At 65.4% G+C, this 15,849-nt stretch carries 14 protein-coding genes; 6 read left to right on the plus strand and 8 right to left on the minus strand.

The window, feature by feature from the left end; genetic code table 11:
* Positions 1-6 precede the first annotated feature (6 nt).
* Positions 7-957, plus strand: coding sequence for a bifunctional Delta(1)-pyrroline-2-carboxylate/Delta(1)-piperideine-2-carboxylate reductase (gene lhpI, locus J0I42_RS07535; RefSeq protein ID WP_291654200.1), 951 nt, complete (start codon positions 7-9; stop codon positions 955-957).
* Between the two features lie 9 nt (positions 958-966).
* Complete coding sequence (locus J0I42_RS07540; protein ID WP_291654201.1) at positions 967-2,139, plus strand: MFS transporter; 1,173 nt, start codon at positions 967-969, stop codon at positions 2,137-2,139.
* Between the two features lie 613 nt (positions 2,140-2,752).
* Here J0I42_RS07540 and J0I42_RS07545 read toward each other — a convergent pair.
* On the minus strand, positions 2,753-3,982 hold the full coding sequence (locus J0I42_RS07545; RefSeq protein ID WP_291654202.1) for an MFS transporter: 1,230 nt from the start codon (positions 3,980-3,982) through the stop codon (positions 2,753-2,755).
* A 374-nt stretch (positions 3,983-4,356) separates the two neighbouring features.
* Here J0I42_RS07545 and J0I42_RS07550 point away from each other — a divergent pair, with 374 nt between their 5' ends.
* Positions 4,357-5,070, plus strand: coding sequence for an orotate phosphoribosyltransferase (locus tag J0I42_RS07550; protein ID WP_291654203.1), 714 nt, complete (start codon positions 4,357-4,359; stop codon positions 5,068-5,070).
* 151 nt (positions 5,071-5,221) lie between these two features.
* On the opposite strand, the gene J0I42_RS07555 is transcribed toward J0I42_RS07550, so the two are convergent.
* The gene (locus tag J0I42_RS07555; protein ID WP_291654204.1) at positions 5,222-5,725 is read right to left on the minus strand and encodes a MarR family winged helix-turn-helix transcriptional regulator; all 504 of its coding nucleotides are present in this window, start codon (positions 5,723-5,725) and stop codon (positions 5,222-5,224) included.
* Positions 5,726-5,980: 255 nt separating this feature from the next.
* Here J0I42_RS07555 and J0I42_RS07560 point away from each other — a divergent pair, with 255 nt between their 5' ends.
* Complete coding sequence (locus J0I42_RS07560) at positions 5,981-6,661, plus strand: alpha/beta fold hydrolase (protein ID WP_291654205.1); 681 nt, start codon at positions 5,981-5,983, stop codon at positions 6,659-6,661.
* A 1-nt stretch (position 6,662) separates the two neighbouring features.
* Here J0I42_RS07560 and hemH read toward each other — a convergent pair whose 3' ends face one another.
* A complete protein-coding gene (gene hemH / locus J0I42_RS07565) occupies positions 6,663-7,727 on the minus strand; it encodes a ferrochelatase (protein WP_291654206.1) in 1,065 nt (354 codons plus the stop codon).
* A 181-nt stretch (positions 7,728-7,908) separates the two neighbouring features.
* Here hemH and J0I42_RS07570 point away from each other — a divergent pair, with 181 nt between their 5' ends.
* Positions 7,909-9,429 carry a bifunctional metallophosphatase/5'-nucleotidase gene (locus J0I42_RS07570; protein ID WP_291654207.1) on the plus strand — a complete coding sequence of 507 codons (1,521 nt, stop codon included), beginning with the start codon at positions 7,909-7,911 and terminating at the stop codon, positions 9,427-9,429.
* On the plus strand, positions 9,426-10,124 hold the full coding sequence (gene ung / locus J0I42_RS07575; RefSeq protein WP_291654208.1) for a uracil-DNA glycosylase: 699 nt from the start codon (positions 9,426-9,428) through the stop codon (positions 10,122-10,124). The genes J0I42_RS07570 and ung overlap by 4 nt, the downstream gene beginning before the upstream one ends.
* A gap of 9 nt (positions 10,125-10,133) precedes the next feature.
* Here ung and J0I42_RS07580 read toward each other — a convergent pair whose 3' ends face one another.
* From J0I42_RS07580 to J0I42_RS07600, 5 genes are all read right to left on the minus strand, one after another.
* The gene (locus tag J0I42_RS07580) at positions 10,134-11,366 is read right to left on the minus strand and encodes a phenylacetate--CoA ligase family protein (RefSeq protein WP_291654209.1); all 1,233 of its coding nucleotides are present in this window, start codon (positions 11,364-11,366) and stop codon (positions 10,134-10,136) included.
* Positions 11,367-11,409: 43 nt separating this feature from the next.
* Entirely contained in the window at positions 11,410-12,255 is an 846-nt protein-coding gene (locus J0I42_RS07585) for an ABC transporter ATP-binding protein (protein ID WP_291654210.1), read from the minus strand.
* A gap of 69 nt (positions 12,256-12,324) precedes the next feature.
* The gene (locus tag J0I42_RS07590; protein WP_291654211.1) at positions 12,325-13,653 is read right to left on the minus strand and encodes an ABC transporter substrate-binding protein; all 1,329 of its coding nucleotides are present in this window, start codon (positions 13,651-13,653) and stop codon (positions 12,325-12,327) included.
* A gap of 103 nt (positions 13,654-13,756) precedes the next feature.
* Positions 13,757-14,836: a branched-chain amino acid ABC transporter permease gene (locus J0I42_RS07595; protein ID WP_291654212.1), complete on the minus strand. Its 1,080-nt coding sequence runs from the start codon at positions 14,834-14,836 to the stop codon at positions 13,757-13,759.
* 13 nt (positions 14,837-14,849) lie between these two features.
* Positions 14,850-15,764, minus strand: a complete 915-nt coding sequence (locus tag J0I42_RS07600; protein WP_291654260.1) for a branched-chain amino acid ABC transporter permease — start codon at positions 15,762-15,764, stop codon at positions 14,850-14,852.
* Between the last annotated feature and the right edge of the window lie 85 nt (positions 15,765-15,849).

A 15,849-nucleotide genomic window follows, 5' to 3' on the forward strand; every position in this document is an offset into this window, starting at 1 on the left:
CTGGCAATGCTCCATCTGGATGACGAAGCGGTTATCGCGACGCTGGACTGGCCGTCACTTGTCAGAGCGTTGCGAGCCGGTTTCCGGAAGGGAGCCGAAAGCCCTCCTCGCCCGCATTATAACGTAACGGTACCGGGTGAGCGGGATGCGACCCTGCTGTTGATGCCCGCCTGGATGACCGGAGGCCATATAGGCCTCAAGACCGTAACGGTCTTTCCGGACAACGGGCGGCGCGCCTTACCGGCAGTCAGCTCTCACTATCTGCTGATGAGTGCTCGCGATGGCAGGATTGTCGCCAGCTTGGAAGCGGGGGAACTCACGTCCCGCCGGACGGCCGCCGCCTCGGCGCTTGCGTCGAGTTATCTTTCCCGGCCGGACGCCAGTCGCCTACTCATCGTCGGCGCGGGCCGCATGGCTCCGAACCTCGCCCTCGCGCATGCCTCCGTTCGCCCGATCGAAAATGTGCAGATCTGGGCGCGAGACATGGCCAAGGCCGAATATCTCGCGCTGCAGCTCGGGGATACGGGCCTGAAAGCCACCGCTGCGCCGGTGCTCGAAGCCGCGGTTTCAAGCGCCGATATCATCTCCTGCGCGACGCTAAGTGAGGCGCCGCTTGTGCTCGGCGAATGGCTACGACCCGGCTGCCACCTCGACCTCGTCGGCGCTTTCACACCCACAATGCGTGAGACGGATGATGAGGCTTTGCGGCGAGCGAGCGTCTTCGTGGATACGCGCGCCGGCGCGACGACTGAAGCGGGCGAGATCGTCCAGGCACTGGAAGGCGGCGCGATCGTCGCAGGCGACATCCAGGGCGATCTCTTCGATCTCGCCTCCGGCCAGGTTAAGGGCAGGCGCAGCACCGAAGAAATCACGCTGTTTAAATCGGTTGGTTGTTCGTTGGAGGATCTCATCGCCGCGGAGCTCTGCTTCGAGCGTTCCGGCGGCACGAATATCTGAACCGCTGCAATGCAGGCGCCGGCGAACCTCCATTCGAACGTGCGTTGGACTTTGGTGTCCGTCTACGCGATCACGGTCCTCGCGCGCACGATGGTGATCTCGCTCATCCCGGTCCTTGCCTACGGGGTTCTTGGAACGGCGCAGCGCGTCAGTGAAATGTACCTGATTGCGAGCCTGTTTGGTATAGCCGTTAGCATCGCGTTGCCGCGACTTCTGCATCGCCTGGGGCGGGAGCCTTTGCTGGCAGCCGCAGCGCTGAGCGGCATTGGCTCCGCATGCGCGTTGAGCTTGAACAACACCGGTGGGCTCGTCGTCGGGCTGATGCTGCATGTGCTGATGGTGCTCACCTTCGAGAATGTTATGAGCCTGTACGTCATGCAGCACGTTCCCCGGCGCGCGCTCGCTGGTTTCGAACCGCTTCGCATCTTCCTCGCCGGCGCAAGCTATGGGGCCGGGCCTTGGCTAGGGATCGCATTGGCGGAATCCGTCGCCTCAGGCATGCCTCTGGCCATCAGCGCTGGCTGCGCCGCGGCCGCGCCGATCCTCCTCGCATTTCTCCTGGACAGGACACGTGCCGCCGAGGCTGCACCGGCGATGACCGTTGCTAAGGGCACGGATATCCTGCGCTTCTGGGCGCAGCCGCGGCTTCGGCTGGCCTGGCTGCTCACCACGATACGCGCCGCATGGTGGGCCATGTACGTGGTCTACGTACCGATCTTTGCCATCCGGTATGGCTTGGGAGCTTCACTTGGAGGCGGCCTGGTGTCGCTAGGCTCCGCCTTTCTTCTCCTGGCGCCATTGTGGGGGCGTCTTGCCCGCCGGACCGGAATTCGACCGTTGCTCCTTGCCTCCTATGGGGCGTGCGGGCTGTGCACGATCCTCGTCGCTCTGCTCGCGCCGCAGAACGCCTACGCTGCCGCCGGCGCGCTCATGGCGGCAGCGTTCGCCATGAGCGCAATCGACGGCATGGGCAATGTGACCTTCCTGCGTGCCGTCCGCGCTCACCAGCGAACGAGGATGACGCCGATCTTCACGACCTATCGCGATGTCGGCCAGGTCGGAGCGGCAGGTCTTTTCGCCGTTCTGCTGATCTTCCTGCCGCTGCCCGCCGTCTTTGCCGCCGCTGGGGGCACGCTCCTCGCCGGAGCAGCGCTATGCCGATACTTGCCTCGACGCTTCTGAACCGGATCGGCGAATGCTTACTCCGGCATAAGAGCACGGACTGTGGGCGATGACCGCGCCCCGGCGGACTTCATTGAACTTGACGATGGGCGCTTGCCCTGGCCTTTGAGCTCCCACAGCCCGCAACCCCTAGGGCGCCTCGAGAGCACGATCTACGAGGTAGGGGCGCAATTGCTTCATTTTGGTACTGCGCGGTTTTGACGATGAGCCCCTAACACTGAGACGCAATAATTCTGAAACTGCTCTCGGGTTACCTCGCGGTTGCAGTCTCGCGGTTCCGCGCTATTCCACGGGTGTCCGCCGGCTTCACGCCAGTCGATCCAATGTAATTTGTACCGGTGCGAACTGGGGAAACTCCGATTGACGCCCGCACACGCCAGTGCAATGTAAGAACACTACAGTAAATCGCTTGCCAAGTTTGGGGTCGAGGGTTCGAATCCCTTCGCCCGCTCCAGACAATCTCAAGACTTGAGAAGCATGCAAGCGTCGGTTCGCCCGGCGCTTTTTGCTTTTCGGGCCTTATGCCGGGATTTCCCGGGGTGCCATCGGCTTTCGAACGCGAAAGGGCGCCGACTGGCGCCCTCAGCATCTGTGTCCGAAGCTTTCGTCCGGCTCAGGTCAGTTCCGCGCCGCGCTTCTCCGGGATGAGGAGCCACATGGCGAGGAGATCGAGGATGTAGAGTGTGGCCAGCAGGGCGATGGCGGTCTGGAAACCGTAGGCCGCTGCGATCGCACCCACCACGACGGGGCCGAAGCCGCCCACGCCGCGGCCGATGTTGAACAACACGTTCTGTGCGGTGGCGCGCGCCGCCGTCGGGAACAGCTCGCTGATCAGCGCGCCATAGCCGCCGAGCATGCCGTTGACGAAGAAGCCCATGACGGCGCCGCCGACCAGCAGCTGGAATGGGTCGGTCAGGCGCGAATAGACCATTACCATCACGGCGGCGCCGATCATGTAGCCGAAGAAGGCCGGACGGCGGCCGATCCGGTCGGCGATATGGCCGAACGCGAAGATGCCGAGCGCCATGCCGCCGATGGTCACCGCCGTCCACACCGCCGACTGGGTGAGCTGGAAGCCGAACCGCGTGGCGAGATAGTTCGGCAGCCAGATCATCACGCCGTAATAGCCGAAGTTCTGGACCGAGCAGAGGATGACCATGCCGAGGCTGAGCCTGGCGGTCTCGCGATCCTTGACCAGCAGGCCAAGCGCCGATTCCTTCGGCCGGTCCTTGGACCGGGCGACGAAGACCTCGGGCTCGTGCAGGGAGTGGCGAATGAAATAGGCCGCGACCGCCGGCAGGATGCCGATGGCGAACATGCCGCGCCAGCCGATCGAGGGCAGCAGCAGCGGGGTGGCGAGCGCCGCGGCGAGCACGCCGACCTGCCAGCCGAGCCCGACATAGGAGGAGGCGCGCGCGCGCTTCGAGGCCGGCCAGGCCTCGGCAACCAGCGCCATGCCGATGCCGAACTCCCCGCCGAGGCCGAGGCCCGCGATGGTGCGGTAGATCAACAGGTCCCAGTAGCCCTGGGCCAGCGCGCACATCCCGGTGAAGACGGCGAAGAGGACGATGGTCCAGGTCAGGACGCGGACGCGGCCGATGCGATCGGACAGCATGCCGAAACCGATGCCGCCGAGCACGGCACCGACCAGCGTGGCGGTGACGAGAGAGGCGGCCTGCGCCTGGCTGAGCTGCAGATCGGCCGAGATTGCGCGGAGCATGAAGCCGAGGATCAGCAGATCGAATCCGTCCATCGCATAGCCGATCGCCGCGCCCCACAAGGCCTTGCGCGCCTTGCTGTCGACTTCGGTGGGTGCGGCGGCAGCCGCCTGAAGATCGCTCATGGTGAAAGCCCCTTGCTGCTGCTCCGGCCGAGTCCGTCGAGCAGAGATGCCGAGACGGCACGCCCGAATTCGGATCATTTCGCATCTCATGTGGCCTGAGCCGGCGCAATGATCGCCGGCAGCCGAGCCTGTGGATGTCGTGGGAAACGCTGCAACGGTCGTTTTTCGGTAACGCCAGAGGTATCCTGCGGTCCTGGCGGCGGCTGGAGCGGGCAGCTTGCAAAACAGGCTGCCGGCCGCGGTAAAAATCGCCACGCGAAGGGATTGACCTGCTGGGAAAGGGCGATCAGAAGAGGCCGTTTGCCAATTCGACCAGCCCCAGAGCCCTTGCCGTTCCCGGCGAGCGGCGTCGCTCAGCCCGGAGACACCGCGCCATGTCCAACCTGTTCACCCCCACCGACAGGACCGTGATCGCGCGTGAAGCGGCCAAGATGTTGCTCGAAATCAAGGCGGTGCATTTCTACAGCGACAAGCCATTCTTTTTTACCTCCGGCTGGGCGAGCCCGGTCTATATCGACTGCCGCAAGATCATCTCTTATCCGCGCCTGCGCTCGACCCTGATCGATTTCGCTGCGACGACGATCGTGCGTGACATCGGCTACGAGTCGCTCGACATCATCGCCGGCGGCGAGACGGCGGGCATTCCCTTTGCCGCCTGGATCTCCGACCGCCTGTCGCTGCCGATGCAGTACGTTCGCAAGAAGCCGAAGGGCTTCGGGCGTAACGCCCAGATCGAGGGTTCGGTCGTCGAGGGTGCGCGCACGCTGCTGGTCGAGGATCTCGCCACCGACGGGCGCAGCAAGGTCAATTTCGCCGAGGCGCTGCGGAATGCCGGCGCCGACGTGCAGCACTGCTTCGTGCTGTTCTACTATGATATCTTCCCGAAGAGCCGCGAGCTGATGAACGAGATCGGCATCAATCTGCATTACCTCACGACCTGGTGGGATGTGCTCGCCGTCGCCAAGGAGAGCGGCCATTTCGAGCCGAAGATCCTGGCCGAGGTTGAGAGCTTCCTGAACGATCCGGCGACCTGGTCGGCCAAGCATGGCGGCATCTCCGCCTTCGGCGAGGAAAAGAAGCCGGCCTGAGCCGGCGCTTCATGGCCAGCAGCCCCGTCCGAGCGCGAGAGCGCCGGTTGCGTGACGGTGGCACGATGCTGAAGCGAGGCGATGGGAACAGCGTGGGAAGGGCCGGCCTGGCCGGCCCGCGCCCTGCTGCGGCTTCAGCGTGACAGCCGCCCTACGGCTTGACGGGGCGACTCGGTATCGCGTTGCTGCGCGCCTCGAGCGCCTTGCCGACGCGGCGCATCGCCTCGCCCGCGGCATCGCATTCCTCGTCGGTGAGGACCTGCATCATCGCCTCGATCTCGGCGACATGGATCGCCATTGCCTTGCGGGTGACCGCCTCGCCGGGGGGCGTCAGCCAGAGGCGGCGCAGGCGCCGGTCGGCCTCGTCGTTGCGGCGCTCGATCAGGCCGCGCTTCTCCAGCACGGGCAGCAGCATGCTCATCGCGCTGCGTCCGACCAGGAGCTTCTCGGCCAGCGCCTGCTGCGAGAGGCCGGGAACATGGAAGATGTTGGCGAGCACGTCGTAATGCGCGAGCTGGATGCCGAGCGGCGCCAGCGACTCGGTCAGCACCTTCTCCCACATGTTATGGGCGCGGGCGATGGAGACCCAGTTGCGGAAGCGCGGCAGGTCCCAGGGCAGGGTCTGCGTCTCGGAGATCTCTTGCTTTTTGTTCATGGCTGAACATAATAGTTCAGCGTTGAACAAAATCGGATCCTCGCCATGAGCGCTTCCGCCCTCCGTTACATGCGCCCGCTGGTCCGGGCCGCGAGCCTCATAGCTCCGCGCACGACCGGTTGGCTGGCCTTCCGTCTCTTCTGTACCCCGCCGCGGCCGGCAAAGCGAAACGGAAACGGCAGGATGGGAGAACAGGCGCTGCCGGCAAGGCTCCGGCAAGCGAGCCCGCGCGCGATTCCTTTTCCGTGCGGGAGCGTGCAGGCCTATATCTTCGAACCCGAGGAGCAGGCGTCGATCCGGACGGTGCTGCTGGTCCATGGCTGGACGGGGGATGCGGCTTCGATGGCGGGCTTCGTCGAGCCGCTATTGGCCGAAGGCAACCGGGTCGTCGCCTTCGACCTGCCCGGCCATGGGGCTTCGACCGGACGCGAACTCAATCTTCCGCTCGGCGTCGCTAGCCTGGCTGCGGTATCGCGGGTATTCGGGCCGTTTCATGCGATCGTGACGCATTCCTTCGGTGGTGCGATCGCGCTGGCCGCGCTGGCGGGCTCGGTGCGGGGGCAGCCGGTGGTGAGCGCCGACAGGCTCGTGCTGATCGCCGCGCCGTCCTCGATCACCTGGATCACCCGGCAGTTCGGCCATGCCCTCGGCCTCGGCCAGCGCGGGCAGGCAGCACTGGAGCGGCGTATCCATGTCGTCGCCGGCAATCCGGTCGCGGCGTTCGAAGGGCCGCTTCAGCTCAAGGCGATCAGGCTGCCGACGCTGGTGATCCATGACCGGCAGGACCGCGAGCTCGGCTTCCAGCACGCTCAGGCGCTTGCCGAGGCCGGGTCGTTCGTCCGGCTGGAGGCAACCGAAGGGTTGGGGCACCGCCGCATACTGCAGGCGCGGCCGGTTGCCGAGAGAGTCGCCCGCTTCGTTGTCGGAGAGGGCTAGCTCAGAGCCAGCCCATCAATTCGCGCCGGACGACCTCGGCAATCACGTCGATGCCTTCTCGGGAATCGTTGAGGCAGGGCAGATAGGCGAATTTCTCGCCGCCATTGTGCAGGAATATCTCGCGGTTCTCGCCGTCGAGCTCTTCCAGCGTTTCCAGGCAATCGGCAGAAAAACCCGGTGCGACGATCGCCATCGACTTCTTCCCGGCCTGGGCCAGCGCCTTCACCGTCTCGTCGGTATAGGGTTGGAGCCATTCGTCCGGCCCGAAACGCGACTGGAAGGTCAACGGGAAACGCTCCTCGGCGAGGCCGAGCTCGGCGCGCAGCAGGCGCCAGGTCTTGACGCACTGGCAGTAATAGGGGTCGCCCTTCAGCAGGTTTTCCTGCGGCATGCCGTGGAAGGAGCAGAGAATGACCTCGGGCTCGAAGTCGAGCTTGGCGAGCGAGGCGCGCATCGAGGTGGCGAGCGCGCCGATATAAACGGGGTCGTCATGATAGGGCGGCGCGACGCGAACCGCCGGCTGCCAGCGCATTTCCATCAGCGCCCGGAAGGCATGGTCGCAGGCGGTCGCCGTCGTCGGCGCGGCATATTGCGGATAGAGCGGTACCAGGAGGATGCGGTCGCAACCCTGGTCGAGCAGGGCTTTCAGCCGGCTCTTCACATCGGGGAAGCCGTAGCGCATCGCCCAGTCGAAGACGATGCGCTCGCCGGCGAGCGGCTTCAGACGTTCCGTGAGTTGCTCGGTCTGCGAGCGGGTGATCGTCTTGAGCGGACCCTCGTCGCGCTCGTTGTTCCAGATCGAGGCGTAATCCTTGCCCTTTCGGCCGGGGCGCGTCGACAGGATGATCAGGTTGAGAACCGGCCACCATTTCCAGCGCGGCTCCTCGATGACGCGGCGGTCGGAGAGGAACTCCTTGAGATAGGCGCGCATCGGCCAATAGCCGGTGCCCTCGGGCGTGCCGAGATTCAACAGCAGCACGCCGATACGCCCGTACCGCACCTTGGGATGATCCGGCGGCAGGGAAGCGGTCTCGCGGCTGGGCGCCGTGGCAATGTCAGCGGTCATGAGCGCAGGCTCTCCTTGCCCCTGTGATTTAGACGAGTTCACGCTTTCGTCCAGCCTCGAAACCGTCCGAAAGGCGAGGTGCGACATTGCTGCCATCGCCTTTGTCGCCGCGTCTTCCTCTGGCCAGACGGCCACCACTCTTGCTAGTCTGGAGCGGTTCTCAGAACATAAGGCTCGCGCCATGACGAAGCTCACCCGTCGCAAGGCCCTCGGCGTGCTGGCGGCCCCTGCGACGCTCGCCGCGACCGCGCCTGTGGCGATGGCCCAGCAGCCGGCGCCCAGCTTCACGCTGCTGCTCGTCAACGACATCTACAAAATGAGCGACGACAAGGGCCGCGGCGGCTTCGCGCGCGCCGCCGGCATCGCCAGGGCCGAGCGTGCGAAGGGCGTGCCGGTGCTGTTCTGCCATGCCGGCGACTGCTACTCGCCCTCGCTGATGTCGGGCTTCGACCAGGGCGCGCATATCGTCGCGATGCAGAACAAGATGGGCCTCGACGTCTTCGTGCCCGGCAATCACGAGTTCGATTTCGGCAAGGAGAATTATCTCAAGCTGACGGCGGCGCAGGCTTATCCGACATTCGCGGCGAACCTGCGCGACGCCGCCGGCAATATCCTGCCGCATCACAGGGATTCGCAGATCTTCGAGCTTGGCGGCATCAAGGTGGGCGTCATCGGCGGGGCCTTCGATTCGACGCCGCAGATCTCTTTTCCCGGCGACCTGAAATTCTCCTCGACCATGGAGGCGCTGCGCCGTGAGGCCAAGGTGCTGAAGGGGCAGGGCGCCGACATCCTCGTCGCCGTCGTCCATGCCGACCGCGCGATGGATTACGAGATCGTCCGCTCGCGCGTGGTCGATATCGTGCTCACCGGCCACGACCATGACCTCGCCATCGCCTATGACGGCAAGGTGGTGATGGTCGAGTCGAACGAGGAGGGCAATTACGTTACCGCGATCGACATCGCCGTCAGCGTCAAGGGTGAAGGCGCGGCGCGGCAGGTTTCGTGGACCCCGACCTTTCGCGTCAATGATTCCCGATCGGCGACGCCGGATCCGGACATCGCCGCCATCGCCAAGGGCTACGAGGCCGAGCTGTCGAAGGAGCTGGACGTCGATATTGCGACGCTCTCCGCCCCGCTCGATTCGCGCACTGGCGTCATCCGCACGCAGGAAACCGCGATCGGCAACCTGATCGCCGATGCGATCCGTGCCGCGACCGGTGCGCAGCTCGCCATCACCAATGCCGGCGGCATCCGCGCCAACAAGCAATATGCCGCCGGGCAGAAGCTGACGCGCCGCGACGTGCTGAGCGAATTGCCCTTCGGTAATGCCACGGTCATGGTCGAAATCACCGGCAAGGATGTGAAGGACGCGATCGAGAACGGTCTGCGTGATGCGCCGCAGGGCGCCGGACGCTTTGCGGTCGTGTCTGGGCTGACATTCGAAGCCGATCTCAAGCAGCCACAAGGCTCTCGCGTCATCGCCGTCACGGTCGACGGCAAGCCGATCGATCCGTCCGCAAAATACACGGTTGCTTCGAACAATTTCCTGCTGGAGGGTGGCGACGGCTACACCGCGCTCGGCCGTGGCCGGACGCTGGTCGGTCTCACCGATGGCAAGCTGATGGCGAACGAAGTCATGGTCTATGTCCGCAAGCTTGGCACGGTCGATGCCAGGGTCGAAGGCCGGGCGGTCCTGAAGTGAGTTGCAGGGAGGCGCTCGCTGCTTTCCTGGCGAGCGGGAATTCGGCGGGCTGGCGCGAGCTGTCGGTCTTTGCAGCGGGCGGAGCCGCGGCGCGCGCCTGCGCCGCCGTCGATGCGGAGCGGGCGGCGGGGCATGTCGTGGCGCCGGCTCCTGAACGGGTCTTCGCCGCATTGGCGCTGACGCCGCTCCACATGGTCCGGGCGGTCATTCTCGGACAGGACCCCTATCCGACGCCGGGCCATGCCAACGGGCTCGCCTTCTCCTATGTCGGCCCGCCACCCTTGCCGCGTTCCCTCGTCAATATCTACAAGGAGCGGACGGAAGATCTGGCCGAGCCCGCGCCAGCCGACGGCGACCTGACGCGCTGGGCGAAGCAGGGCGTGCTGCTGCTCAACACGGCGCTGACCGTGCGCGAAGGAGCGAGCAAGGCCGGCTCGCATCTCTCGCTCGGCTGGGGGCTGGTGACCGATGCGGTGATCGCAGCTGTTTCGCGCCAGAGACCGCATGTCGTCTTCCTTCTCTGGGGCAATCCGGCGCAGGCAAAGCGGCCCTTGATCGACGAGAGCCGGCATCTGGTCATTGCCAGCGCTCATCCCTCGCCCTTGTCGGCGCGGCGGGGCTTTTTCGGCTCGAAGCCCTTCAGCCGGGCGAATGCCTGGCTGGATTGCCAGCAGGAGGAGCCGATCGCGTGGTGACGCGCGGGTTCACCCCACCGGGCGCTCGTCGGCAATGACCTTGCCGTCGTTCGGCAACGCGCCGAGCGGCAGGATTTCCACGGCGCCCTTCAGCTTCGTCACCTGCTGCAAGGTCGAGGAGACCGCGTCGACGAAACCCGCGGGCTCGGCATAGATCTCGGCCTTCAGCGTCATCGTGTCGGTCTCGTTCGTGCGGCCGACGACGAGGCGCAGCTTGGCGATCTCGGCATGGCGCTTGGCGATCTCGGCGACCTGCTCGGGCCGGACGAACATGCCCTTGATCTTGGCGGCCTGGTCGGCGCGGCCCATCCAGCCCTTGATCCGGGTGTTGCTGCGTCCGCAGGCGCTCGCGCCGGGCAACACGGCGGTGAGGTCGCCGACGGCGAGCCTGATCTGGGGATGATGCGGGTCGAGATTGGTGATCACGACCTCGCCGACCTCGCCTTCCGGGACGGGATCGCCGGTGCCCGGCCGGACGATCTCGACGATCAGGTTCTCGTTCAGCACCATGCCCTCGCGGGCCGGGGTCTCGTAGGCGATGACGCCGACATCGGCGGTGGCATAGAGCTGGTAGGCGTCGATGCCGCGCTCTCTGACCCAGGCCTGAAGCGAGGGCGGGAAGGCGGCGCCGGAGACGACGGCGCGCCTGATCGAGGAGATGTCGACGCCGCGTGTTTCGGCAGCCTCGATCAGGATCTTCAGGAAATCGGGCGTGCCGACATAGGCGCTCGGTCGGTAGGCGGTGATCACCTCCATCTGCTGTTCGATATTGCCGGGACCTGCGGGGATCACGGCGCAATGGAGTGCACGGGCGGCGGAATCCAGGATGAAGCCGCCGGGCGTCAGGTGATAGCTCAGCGTGTTCAGCACGATGTCGCCCGGCCGAAAGCCGGCGGCGTAGAGGCCGCGTGCCGCTCCCCAGCTATCGATCGCAGTGCCTTCGGGCTCGAAGATCGGGCCGGGCGAGGTGAAGAGACGGCCGAAGGAGCCGGGCGCCTCCGCGACGAAGCCGCCGAAGGGCAGCGCCGCTTTCTGCAAGGCCGGGAGGTCCGCCTTGCGCAGGATCGGCAAGCGGGCCAGCGCCTTGCGGTCGGTGATGGTGGCGGGATCGATACCGGCGAGCCGTTCGGCATAGGCCGGTGCCTGCATGGCCGCGGCGAGCAGCTTCGGCAGGCGGGCGAAGAGATCGGCCTCGCGCGCGGCAGGCGAACAGGTTTCGAGCGCGTCGTGGTGCTCTGTCATGGCGGGGTCTCGTCTGTCGGGGGCGGTGCCGGATCGCTGGGGATCACGACAGCCAGCGCTTGCGGCGCTTGTAGCTCTTCACCTCGCGGAAGGACTTCTTGTTGCCCTCGGCGACGCCGAGATAGAATTCCTTCACGTCCTCGTTCTCGCGCAGCATCCTGGCCTCGCCGTCCATGACGACGCGGCCGGTCTCCATGATGTAGCCATAGGTCGCGTAGCGCAGCGCCATGTTGGTGTTCTGCTCGGCGACGAGGAAGGAGACGCCCTCGTCGGCATTGAGCTGGCGCACGATCTCGAAGATCTCCTCGACGATCTGCGGGGCGAGGCCCATCGAGGGCTCGTCGAGCAGGATCATCTTCGGGTTCGACATCATGGCGCGGCCGATGGCGCACATCTGCTGCTCGCCGCCGGAGGTGTAGCCGGCCTGCGACGAGCGGCGCTGCTTCAGGCGCGGGAACAGCGTGTAGATCTTCTCGAGGTCGCGCCTGATCGCGGCATTGCCGTCGCGACGGGTGAAGGCGCCGGTCAGCAGGTTCTCCTCGATCGAGAGATGGCCGAAGCAGTGCCGGCCTTCCATGACCTGGATGCAGCCGCGCCGGACCAGCTCGTTCGGGGACATCTTGTCGACGCGCTCGCCGTCGAAGACGATCGAGCCCTTGGTGACCTCGCCGCGCTCGGCCTTGAGCAGGTTGGAGATCGCCTTCAGCGTCGTGGTCTTGCCGGCGCCGTTGGCGCCGAGGATCGCGACGATGCCGGCGCGCGGCACGGTGAGCGAGACGCCCTTCAGCACCAGCACGACATGGTCGTAGATGACCTCGATATTGTTGAGCGACAGGATGGTGTCGCTCGCGGTCGTTGCTGTTGGCTTTTCGAGGGTGGCGGTCGACATCGGCCTCTCCCGGACAATCGGTATCGAAAGGGGTGCCGGCGGCGGGAGCCGCCGCCGGCTGCCGTCAGATCAGGACGACTTCTCGCAGGACTCGGTGCGCTTGGGCCAGTTGCCGGCCTTCTCGACGTAGTCCTTGGCGTTGGACTCGATCAGCGGCCGGACCTCGTCCTTCAGAGGCTCGACCCAGTCGCCCTTCTTGGTCCACTTGGTGCCGTCCCACTCGGAGACGAACATCTTGCTGTGGCCGGAATGGTCGGTGCAGGAGATCGTGGTCGGGGTGACGAAGCCGCCGAGACCGATCTCCTTGAGGCGGGCCTCGGTCAGGTTGAGCGATTCGAGGCCACGACGCATGTCCTCGGAATTTATCACCTTCTTGCCGGTGAGCTTCTGCGCGTTGCGGATGCCCTCGACGACGAGCATCGCGTTGTAGACGCCGCGATTGTAGAGCGCTTCGCCGACCTTCTCCTTCGGCGTCGTGCTCTTGCCCTTGTCGACGACGTGCTTGAGGATGTCCTGCATCGCAGGCGCCTCGGTGCCGGCGAGCGTCCAGCTCAGTGACTTGTAGCCCTTGGCCTGCTCGCCGCCGGCGCGGGCATCGTCATCGCCGCCGGCCCACCAGACGCCGACCAACTTGTTCATCGGGAAGTTGTTCTTGGCGGCTTCCTTGACCGCGGTCGGGTTCATCGCGCCCCAGCCCTGGTTGTAGAGATAGTCCGGCCGGTCGCGGCGGATCGAGAGCCAGAGCGAGCCCTGGTTCTGCATGTCGGCGGCGGCCACCGGATAGAGCTTCAGCTCGAAGCCGTATTTCTTGGCGAGGTTCTCGAGAACCGGGATCGGCTCCTTGCCGAAGGGCGCGTCGAGATGGATCAGGCCGAGCTTCTTGCCCTTGAGCTTGTCCATGCCGCCGAGCTCGGCCGCCATGTGCTTCACCATGACGGAGGCGCCGTCCCAATAGGTGAAGGGCGGGATGAAGACCCAGGGGAAGTTCGTGCCGTCGGCCGAGGAAGACAGGCCATAGGCCATCGACAGGATCGGGATCTTGTCGACATGGGCGCGCGGGATCGCGGCCAGCGTCGCGCCGGTCGACCAGGGCGAGTAGACGATGGTGTTCTTCGACTTGGCCTGCTCGTAGCACTCGATCGACTTCTTGGTGTCGTAGCCGGTCTCGCATTCCTCGTAGATGACCTTGACGCCGTTCACGCCGCCGTCGCGCTCGTTGATCATCGCGATGTAGTCGCGCATGCCGTCGCCGATCGGGATGCCCGAGCCTGAGAACGGGCCGGTGCGATAGGCGTTGTTGGCGAAGTAGACGCTGTCCTGCGCCATCGCCGGGGCGAGGGCGCCGGCGGCGAACAGGGCTCCGAGCGCGGCACCCTTCAACAGATTGCTGGTCTTCATGGACTTCCTCCGTTCGTTTCCTCCGAGGCCGGTTCCAGCCGGTCCCGTCTTGTTTTCGCCGGCGCTTCTATCGTGCCGGTCGTTTCTTGGACTCTCTCCCGCGTCAGTACGGGAAGGGCCACGTCCGCAATTTCTGCTTCCCGATCTGCCAGAGCCTGGCGAGGCCGTGCGGCTCGACGATCAGGAAGGTGATGATCAGCGCGCCGACCAGCATGAAGGTGACATGCTCGGCAGCGGCGCCCTGGATCGGGATGCCCAGCGCCGGCAGGCCGAATTTCAACGCCGTCGGCAGGATCGAGAGGAAGGCCGCGCCGAAGAAGGAGCCGATGAGGGAGCCGAGGCCGCCGATGATGACCATGAACAGGATGTTGAAGGAGAGGCGGATCGAGAACACGTCGGCCGCCTCGCCGCCGCCGTACCAGAGGAAGATCATCATCGCGCCGGCGACGCCGCAGAAATAGGAGGAGACGGCGAAAGCCATCAGCTTGGCGTTGAGCAGCTTGATGCCCATCAATTCGGCGGCAATGTCCATGTCGCGTACCGCCATCCAGGAGCGGCCGAGCTTGCCGTGGACGATGTTGGAGGCGAACCAGGTCAGCACCACGACAAGGCCGAGGCAGACGAAATAGCGCGTTTCGGGCGTGGCGGAGGCGCCGGTCAGGGGAATGTCGAAGAGCGTGCGCTGTGGCACCTCGATCGCGCCCGAGGCGTTGTAGTTGAACAGCCAGGGCACGCGCACGAAGGCCCATTGCAGGAAGAATTGCGCGGCGAGCGTCGCGACGGCGAGGTAGAAGCCCTTGATGCGCAGGGAGGGCAGGCCGAAGAGCACGCCGATGCCGGCCGAGAACAGCCCCGAGAGCAGAATCAGGACGATGATGTTCACGCCCGGGAAGAGGGTGGTGAGCTTGTAGCAGCTATAGGCGCCGACACCCATGAAGGCGGCGGTGCCGAGCGAGATCAGCCCGGTATAGCCGGTGAGGATGTTGAGCCCGATCGCAGCCAGCGAAAAGACGAGGAAGGGGATCATCACCGAGGCGATGAAGAAGTCGCTGCCCAGGAAGGGGATCGCGACCAGGGCGATCGCCAGGATGACGGCGATGCCGATCCGGTCTTCCTTGAGGGGGAAGACCGCCATGTCGCTGGCATAGCTGGATTTGTATTGGCCGGCCTCGCGGTAGAGCATGTCGTCCGGCTCCTCAGATACGTTCGATGATCTTGTCGCCGAACAGGCCCTGCGGCCGGAACAGCAGGAAACCCAGGGCGATGAAATAGGCGAGCCAGCTCTCGATGCCGCCGCCGATCAGCGGGCCCCAGTAGAACTCGCCGAGCTTCTCGCCGATGCCGATGATCAGGCCGCCGACGATGGCGCCGGGGATCGAGGTGAAGCCGCCGAGGATCAGCACTGGCAGGGCTTTCAGCGCCACGATCTCCAGCGCGAAGGAGACGTCCGAACGGGCACCCCACATGATGCCGGTGATCAGCGCGACGATGCCGGCGGTGAACCAGACGATGACCCAGATCTGGTTGAGCGAGATGCCGACCGAGAGCGCTGCCTTGTGGCTGTCGGCCACTGCTCGCAGAGCCCTTCCGATGCGGGTGTACTGGAAGAAGGCGGCAAGCGCGGCGATCATCAGCGAGGCGATCAGGGCGGCGGCGATATCGATCTTCTGCAGTGAGACCAGCCCGCCTAGGATCTGCAGATCGACCGCGCCTTTCGGCAGGTAGAGCTGCTCGGCGATCATCTGCTTGGGATTGCCGCCGAAGAGCGATTCACCGAAGCCGATCAGGAAATAGGTGATGCCGAAGGTCGCCATGAACAGGATGATGTCGGGCTGGTTGACCAGCGGGCGCAGCACCACGCGCTCGATGGTGACGGCGAGCGCGAACATCACGCCGAGCGTCAGGATGACCGCGAGGAAGGCCGGAACGCCCTTCTCATAGAGGCCGACCAGCGTCAGCGCCGCAAATACCACCATGATGCCCTGGGCGAAGTTGAAGACGCCGGAGGCCTTGAAGATCAGCACGAAGCCGAGGGCGATCAGGGCGTAGAGCACACCGGAGACGAGCCCTTCCCAGATCGTCTGCACCAGCAGGTCGGGCGCCTGGACCATCTGCTGGAACGGGTCGACGAAGATCGCATAGAGCGTGTTGGAGGTGTCGAGCCGGACGCCGATCGCGAGCGCGGCGACGATGGCC

It is taken from the genome of Allobosea sp. (assembly GCF_017308015.1).
Taxonomy (GTDB): Bacteria; Pseudomonadota; Alphaproteobacteria; order Rhizobiales; family Beijerinckiaceae; genus Allobosea.

What these genes read in the sequence shown, in the direction of transcription:
- lhpI (WP_291654200.1), top strand. Translation starts at nt 7, where the DNA reads ATGCTCCATCTGGATGACGAAGCGGTTATCGCGACGCTGGACTGGCCG.
- J0I42_RS07540 (WP_291654201.1), top strand. Translation starts at nt 967, where the DNA reads ATGCAGGCGCCGGCGAACCTCCATTCGAACGTGCGTTGGACTTTGGTG.
- J0I42_RS07545 (WP_291654202.1), bottom strand. Translation starts at nt 3,982, where the DNA reads ATGAGCGATCTTCAGGCGGCTGCCGCCGCACCCACCGAAGTCGACAGC.
- J0I42_RS07550 (WP_291654203.1), top strand. Translation starts at nt 4,357, where the DNA reads ATGTCCAACCTGTTCACCCCCACCGACAGGACCGTGATCGCGCGTGAA.
- J0I42_RS07555 (WP_291654204.1), bottom strand. Translation starts at nt 5,725, where the DNA reads ATGAACAAAAAGCAAGAGATCTCCGAGACGCAGACCCTGCCCTGGGAC.
- hemH (WP_291654206.1), bottom strand. Translation starts at nt 7,727, where the DNA reads ATGACCGCTGACATTGCCACGGCGCCCAGCCGCGAGACCGCTTCCCTG.
- J0I42_RS07570 (WP_291654207.1), top strand. Translation starts at nt 7,909, where the DNA reads ATGACGAAGCTCACCCGTCGCAAGGCCCTCGGCGTGCTGGCGGCCCCT.
- J0I42_RS07580 (WP_291654209.1), bottom strand. Translation starts at nt 11,366, where the DNA reads ATGACAGAGCACCACGACGCGCTCGAAACCTGTTCGCCTGCCGCGCGC.
- J0I42_RS07585 (WP_291654210.1), bottom strand. Translation starts at nt 12,255, where the DNA reads ATGTCGACCGCCACCCTCGAAAAGCCAACAGCAACGACCGCGAGCGAC.
- J0I42_RS07590 (WP_291654211.1), bottom strand. Translation starts at nt 13,653, where the DNA reads ATGAAGACCAGCAATCTGTTGAAGGGTGCCGCGCTCGGAGCCCTGTTC.
- J0I42_RS07595 (WP_291654212.1), bottom strand. Translation starts at nt 14,836, where the DNA reads ATGCTCTACCGCGAGGCCGGCCAATACAAATCCAGCTATGCCAGCGAC.
- J0I42_RS07600 (WP_291654260.1), bottom strand. Translation starts at nt 15,764, where the DNA reads ATGGTCCAGGCGCCCGACCTGCTGGTGCAGACGATCTGGGAAGGGCTC.